Origin of the sequence: Xanthobacter flavus (genome assembly GCF_017875275.1) — a bacterium.
GTDB classification, from domain to species: Bacteria; Pseudomonadota; Alphaproteobacteria; order Rhizobiales; family Xanthobacteraceae; genus Xanthobacter; species Xanthobacter flavus_A.
This window is the reverse complement of the sequence record NZ_JAGGML010000001.1, coordinates 3409562-3415797: the sequence shown is the minus strand read 5'-3', so window position 1 is coordinate 3415797 and position 6236 is coordinate 3409562. Positions and strand designations below refer to the sequence as shown.

The following is a 6236-nucleotide window of genomic DNA, read 5'->3' as shown; positions in this document are numbered from 1 at the left end:
AGGCTAAACCCGCCGCCACAGCAGCGCGAGCAGCACCGCCGCCGCGAGCCACAGGGCGACCAACGCCGCGAGCACCGCGCCCGCCCCGCCGGCCGTCAGCAGCTGCGCCGCACCCAGCGGCGCCAGCGCCTGCGCCAGCAAAGCCGGGCGGGCAAGGCGGCCGGCGAGCACGGGATAGCGCTCCGCTCCCAGCACCGCCAGCGGCACCGTGCCCTTGGCGATGGAGAAGATGCCGTTACCCGCCCCGTAAGCCACCAGCGCAACCGCGACGATGGGAAAGCCGGCCGCGAGCAGCACGAGCCCGAGCCCCATCAGCGCCACCGCCCAGATCATCGTCCAGAGCGGATGATGCCGACCGCCAGACATCTGCTCGACCACGCGCGCGAGCACCTGCGATGGCCCGACGAGCGTCCCGAGCGCCACCGCTTCCGCAAGACTGAGGCCGCGCGACTGGAGTAGCGCCAGCACCTGCACCGACATGGCGGACGCGATGGTGCCGATGCAGGTGACGATGCCGCCCATGAGGAGGAAGGCGAGGCGCTCCCGCCCGCCGAGCGTCACCGGCGTGACCCGCGTCGGCCCGCCGCTTTCCTCCCGATGCGCGACCTTCGGCACGAACGCCAGCACCAGCGGCATGGAGAGGCCCAGATGCAGGCCGGCATAGACGAGGCAGGTCGCGCGCCAGCCCAGATGCGCATCGAGGAAGGCGGTGATGGGCCAGCACACCGTGCTGGCGAAGCCGCCCCATAACGTCAGCAGCGTGATCGCCCGACGCGCCCCGGCGCCATAGAGCCGGCCCAGCGCGGCAAAGGCCGCATCATAAAGGCTCGCCGCCATGCCCGCGCCGGCGATGCACCAGCCCAAAGCGAACACGATCGGCCCCTGCGCCAGCGCCAGCAGCGCGAGGCCGCAGGCCAGCAGGACGCAGCCGCCCGCCAGCACCGGCCGGCCGCCGCGCGCAGCGATCAACGCGCCGACCTTCGGCGAGACGAGCCCCGCCACCAGCAGCCCCACGCAGAGACTGCCGACGATCCATTGCAGCGGCCAGCCCGTGTCCGCCGCGATCGGCCCGGCCAGCACCGTGAGCAGATAGAAGGACGAGCCCCAGGTGGGGATCTGCACCACGCCGAGCGCGGCGATGACCCCACGGCCGGCGCCGCCGGCTCCGGCCGGCGATGCGGCGGCAGTCACCGCACGGCCGAGCCGAGGGCGAGCCGCGCCTCCAGCGCCTCGGCCGCCTCCTTGCGCTCGCTGTAGCGGTCCGTGAGGTAGGGGGAGATGTCGCGGGTGAGCAGCGTGAACTTCACCAGTTCCTCCATCACGTCCACCACCCGGTCGTAATAAGCCGAGGGCTTCATGCGGCCCGCCTCGTCGAACTCCTGATAGGCCTTGGCGACGGACGACTGGTTGGGGATGGTGAGCATGCGCATCCAGCGGCCGAGGATGCGCATCTGGTTCACCGCATTGAAGGATTGCGAACCGCCGCACACCTGCATCACGGCGAGCGTGCGCCCCTGCGTGGGGCGGATGGCGCCCAGCGCGAGGGGGATCCAGTCGATCTGCGCCTTCATCACCGCGCTCATGGCGCCGTGCCGCTCCGGGCTGCACCACACCTGCCCCTCCGACCACAGGGCGAGTTCGCGCAGCTCCGCTACCTTGAGGTGGTGCACCGGGGCGCCATCGGGCAAGGGCAGGCCATCCGCGTGATAGACCCGCGTTTCCGCCCCCAGCCGGTTCAGCAGACGCTCGGCCTCCAGCGTCAGCAGGCGGGAGTAGGAGCGCTCGCGCAGCGAGCCATAGAGCAACAGGATGCGCGGGGGGTGACGGGAGGGCGCGGCCGGGATGAGCCGGTCGGGGGCCGGAACGTGGAACAGGGCTTCGTTCACGTTGGGGAGGATGTCGTCGGTCACGGATGCGCCTCACCTGATCTCGTTGGCCGCTCTCATAGCAGGGCGCGGCGCGGCTCACACCCTCCATCATCCCGGGACGGGAGGATCGCGTGCCTGCCCCCGGCTTGAGCACGGACAAGTCAAAATATAAGCAAAAGAGCAGATGTTGCGCACGAATACCCGGCATCGCGTTCAACTTCGCGCCAGCCCCGCGCGGTCTAAACTATTCGATTGACGCAGCAGAGCCTGGATTGAATATAAGCGACGACATCACAATCACGCATCCGCCTCGCGCCCGGGAGATTGCTATGGGTCTTCAGTCCATGGGTGATTTCAAATGGCCCGGCCTCATGCAGCCGGATGGCGCGGCCATCGCCCTCAATCGCGCCGATTTCATCGCGATCGATCGCTACAAGGACATCAGCTACGATCCGGTGTACCGGCCGCAGGCGCTCTATCACCGCGCGCTGGAAGGGCTCCACGCCAACAATGGCGCTTTTCTTTTGCAGGAGGTGGCCACCAACCTGCCCATCTACCGGGAAGACACCGGGCCGACCGACTTCCATCTGCACCTGCCGCCCGGCGGCTTCCAGCTGGTGCTCGTCACCTCCGGCATGTTCACCTTCGACTATGACGGCAAGCTCCATTACGTGGGGCCGGGCGCGGTGATGCTGCAGAGCGCCATCGTGCATCGCCAGCTCTTCTACACCTGGTCCGGCCTCTCCACGGAAGAGAATCTGAAGACACCGCAGACCGTGGTGCCGGACCCGCTCTGCATGGGCTATTCGGGCAAGTTCCTCGAAGCCTTCATCACCGATCCCTCCACCTTCCCGAACCCCACGGTGGTCGGCCCCGACAAGATCCGCGAGGACGAGACCCCCCGCACCGCCTGGAAGCATCCGCTGCACAACCGCCCGGCCGGCGCGGGCTTCTGGGTCCAGGATCCGCTCGCCCTCGACGCCCTCTTCCGCCTTTATCCCGCCGGCGCGCTCGGCCCGGTGGGCTCGGCCATGCCGGTGCATGTGCGTGACCTCGGCATCGAGGCACCGAGCGGCAGCCTCGTCACCGGCCACATCATCGCCACCGATCCGCGCGGCGGCGCGGTGCTGCCCAAGTCCGCCATGGCGGCCGACGCGGAGGGGCTCGCGAAGGGCGAAGTCGTGGTCTACCGCATCATCCGCGGCACCGCCGGCTTCGTCGACGGCGCGGGCAAGACGATCGAACTGGGCACGGGCGATACGGTGACCGCCGGCAAGGGCGCCATCCGGCTCACGGATGTCGGCGACGACACGCAGATCCTCCGGCTCGGCCTGCTCAACGGCTTCGACGCGCTGAAGATGTGGACGCCCGGCCAGCGCGACGAGATCGACGCCCTCGCCGGCCGGATCATCACCCGTGCCGACCTGCGCAGCGACCGCCTCGCCGGCAGCCCGGTGGGCTACCTTTACGAATAGGGCTGCGCCCTCATCCGATTTCGGCTTTCGCTGCCGCCTTCAGCGATCCGGTCGCGTCCGGCGGCAGCGCCGACAGGCGGCTCAGGGGAAGCGCGAGCGGCTGCGCCGCATCCCGGAGCGCGGCGAGGTCGAAGCGGGTGAAGTTCATGCCGGCATAGTCGCGCACGAAGAACAGGAGCCGGCCGAGGTCGGAGAGGCTGGTCCAGGAGGTGAATTCGGTCGCGTAAGGCCGCGCGGCGTCCTCCTTCAGCCCCGCCACCTCCATGTGGCCGCCGCCCTCCCCCGGGTAATCGATGGAGACGCCGCGCGGCCGGTCGAAGGTGTTCATCACATGGGCGAGCGCGTTCACCGCCCCATCGGCCGTGTCCGCCTTCTCGGCGAACTCGGCGTAATAAACCGCCCGCACGAAGCGCCCCACCGACGTGCTGGAGGATGGCAGCCCCGCCGTGGCGATGCCGGAATCGGGCTGGCGCGCCGCATAGCCGCCGAAGGTCGCCGCAGGACGGTCGACATTGCTGAGGAAGGTGTAATTGTCGAGATTGGTCAGGTGCCAGTCGAAGCGGGGGCCGTTGGTCATCACCCGCACGGGATTGTCGTAGAGCTGCATCTCGCCCTTGTGGAACTCGATCACCAGCGAGGCGCCCGCGGCGTCGTTCACCACATAATGGAAGGGCGAGACCGCCCCCTGCAGCAGCGCCAGCGCCTCCAGCACCACCGGCTGCGCGGCGAGGGCCGCCTTCACCTCCGCCACGCTCGCGAACCGTCCCAGTACCCAGCTGCCGAGATCGGAGGCGGCGAGCACGGCGCGCGTCATCTCCACCCCCTGCGCGCGGCCGGCGGCGGCTGGATAGGACAGGAGGCTGAAGGTGAGGCCCTTGTCGTTCAGGCCCTCGATGACCTTGAGATCCGCCATGCCGAGCGGCGCCTCGGGCGTGGGCACGCGCCAGGGCATGGTGATGGCGAGGAAGGCATGATCGACCGCATAGGCGAGCGCCGGATGGCCGGGCGCCTGCGAGGTCACGGGGAAACCGGCCGGGAACCAGGCGACCTCGTAAGGCAGATCCATCGTCAGTTCGAGCGTGCGACCGAGATAGGACCGCCCCGCGGCATCACCATAGACGAGCGCTGTGCACATGCCGGCTTTCCCCTGCGAAACCCCGCGCTTGGTCGCACACTTCCGGCCTTCCGCAAAGGCCGCGATCCCGCCCCATCCGCGCCGCTCAGGCGCCGATGCCCCCCGGCCGGCCGTTGCGGATGAGGACGATGGGCGTCTGCCGGCCATCCACGGTGACGACAAGCTGCCGGATGGTCCAGCGGTTACCCTCCCGGGTCGCCTGGGCGATGGCTTTCCCCGATCCCTTGTCCCCATGAATGGGGATGCTGTAGCTCGCGGAGCCGCCGCCATTCCCATCGACCGTCACCTGCCCGAACACCCAGAAGCCGTCCTGGATGTTCGCGCCGAGCGCGCTGACGACCTGCGGGTCGGACTGCACCGCCTTCATGGTCTGCGCGTAGGCGTCGGTATTCTTCAGGATGCCCGGCATGGTGTAGAACATCGTGCCGAATCCGCCCACCACGACGAGCCAGACGACGAGGCCGGCGATGCCCCAGGCGCGCTGTGTGCGGCGGAACTGGTCGGGGCTGCGCCATGTGCGATTGCGCCAGGCCCAGCGGCTGCCCCTGAAGCCCAGAACGATCATCATGACCAGGTTGACGAGCGGGATGAGCGCGAGCAGCGCGATCCAGGTGGAATTGCCGATGCCCCAGATCCAGTTGAGGAAGAAGGCGCCCCAGTTCCAGCGGTCGAGCTCGGGCGGGATTTCCGCTGGGTCATTCAGGGCTTCGTTGGTCATCGTGGGATCTCCTCGCCGCACGATGGCGTGTTTCGGAGCGCCGAGGCAAGTGGGAGTTGAGCGGCGTGCCGACGCGGGCATGAAACCCATCATCGGCTATATGGTCGCGCTGGTCGCAGGGCTGCGCCGGTCATCGCCGAGCAGTGGATCTCGACGGGTTTCGTCTAGAACATGCGCGACGTCCCGCGACGGCGCTTCGCGCTTCAACGCACATTCCAGGACTTTCGAGATGAGCAACCGCCTTGAAGGCAAGATCGCGATCGTGTTCGGCGCCGGGTCTGTCGGGCCGGGCTGGGGCAACGGCAAGGCGACGGCGGTGACCTTCGCCCGCAACGGCGCCCACGTGGTGTGCGTGGACGTGAACCCGGCCGCCGCCGAGGCGACCTTAGAGATCATCGCCGCCGAGGGCGGCGCCGCCTCCGCCTTCGCCTGCGACGTGACCAGTTCCGATGCCGTGGCCGATGTTGTGGCGCAGGTCATGGCGGCCCACGGGCGCATCGACGTGCTGCACAACAATGTGGGCTACGCCACCATGGGCGGCCCCATCGAGCTGGACGAGGCGGCCTGGCACCGGACCATCGACCTCAACCTCACCGGCTGCTTCCTCACCTGCAAGCACGTGCTGCCGCATATGCTGGCGCGCCGCTCCGGCGCCATCGTCAACGTCTCGTCCATCGCGGCGGTGCGCTACACCGGCTATCCCTACATCGCCTATTACGCGGCGAAGGCGGCGGTGAACAACTTCACCATGGGCCTTGCCCTTCAATATGCGAAGGACGGCATCCGCGTGAACGCGATCATGCCCGGGCTCATGAACACGCCGCTGATCTTCCAGCAGATTTCCGGCCAGTACGCCGATGCCGAGGCGATGGTCGCGGCGCGCGACGCCGCCTGCCCCACCGGCAAGATGGGAACCGCCTGGGATATCGCCAACGCCGCCCTTTTCCTCGCCTCCGACGAGGCTGGCTACATCACCGGCGTCAGCCTGCCGGTGGATGGCGGCCTGTCCTGCCGCGCCGGCTGACACGCGGCGGCCCTGC

6 protein-coding genes are annotated in these 6236 nt (G+C 68.8%); 2 read left to right on the top strand and 4 right to left on the bottom strand.

The window, feature by feature from the left end; all coding sequences use genetic code 11:
• Window positions 1–3 precede the first annotated feature (3 nt).
• Window positions 4–1191, bottom strand: coding sequence for an MFS transporter (locus tag J2126_RS16245; protein WP_209487931.1), 1188 nt, complete (start codon window positions 1189–1191; stop codon window positions 4–6).
• Entirely contained in the window at window positions 1188–1910 is a 723-nt protein-coding gene (gene arsH, locus J2126_RS16240) for an arsenical resistance protein ArsH (RefSeq protein WP_209487930.1), read from the bottom strand. The genes J2126_RS16245 and arsH overlap by 4 nt, the downstream gene beginning before the upstream one ends.
• Window positions 1911–2197: 287 nt before the next feature.
• Here arsH and J2126_RS16235 point away from each other — a divergent pair, with 287 nt between their 5' ends.
• Window positions 2198–3343: a hypothetical protein gene (locus J2126_RS16235; protein ID WP_209487929.1), complete on the top strand. Its 1146-nt coding sequence runs from the start codon at window positions 2198–2200 to the stop codon at window positions 3341–3343.
• 10 nt (window positions 3344–3353) lie between these two features.
• Here J2126_RS16235 and J2126_RS16230 read toward each other — a convergent pair whose 3' ends face one another.
• Both J2126_RS16230 and J2126_RS16225 read right to left on the bottom strand, forming a co-directional pair.
• The gene (locus J2126_RS16230) at window positions 3354–4478 is read right to left on the bottom strand and encodes a linear amide C-N hydrolase (RefSeq protein WP_209487928.1); all 1125 of its coding nucleotides are present in this window, start codon (window positions 4476–4478) and stop codon (window positions 3354–3356) included.
• Window positions 4479–4563: 85 nt separating this feature from the next.
• The gene (locus J2126_RS16225; protein WP_209487927.1) at window positions 4564–5196 is read right to left on the bottom strand and encodes a cytochrome c oxidase assembly factor Coa1 family protein; all 633 of its coding nucleotides are present in this window, start codon (window positions 5194–5196) and stop codon (window positions 4564–4566) included.
• A gap of 229 nt (window positions 5197–5425) precedes the next feature.
• Between J2126_RS16225 and J2126_RS16220 the strand changes: the two genes are divergently transcribed.
• Window positions 5426–6220 carry an SDR family NAD(P)-dependent oxidoreductase gene (locus J2126_RS16220; protein ID WP_209487926.1) on the top strand — a complete coding sequence of 265 codons (795 nt, stop codon included), beginning with the start codon at window positions 5426–5428 and terminating at the stop codon, window positions 6218–6220.
• Window positions 6221–6236: the final 16 nt, after the last annotated feature.

What these genes read in the sequence shown, in the direction of transcription:
- J2126_RS16235 (WP_209487929.1), top strand. Translation starts at nt 2,198, where the DNA reads ATGGGTCTTCAGTCCATGGGTGATTTCAAATGGCCCGGCCTCATGCAG.
- J2126_RS16230 (WP_209487928.1), bottom strand. Translation starts at nt 4,478, where the DNA reads ATGTGCACAGCGCTCGTCTATGGTGATGCCGCGGGGCGGTCCTATCTC.
- J2126_RS16225 (WP_209487927.1), bottom strand. Translation starts at nt 5,196, where the DNA reads ATGACCAACGAAGCCCTGAATGACCCAGCGGAAATCCCGCCCGAGCTC.
- J2126_RS16220 (WP_209487926.1), top strand. Translation starts at nt 5,426, where the DNA reads ATGAGCAACCGCCTTGAAGGCAAGATCGCGATCGTGTTCGGCGCCGGG.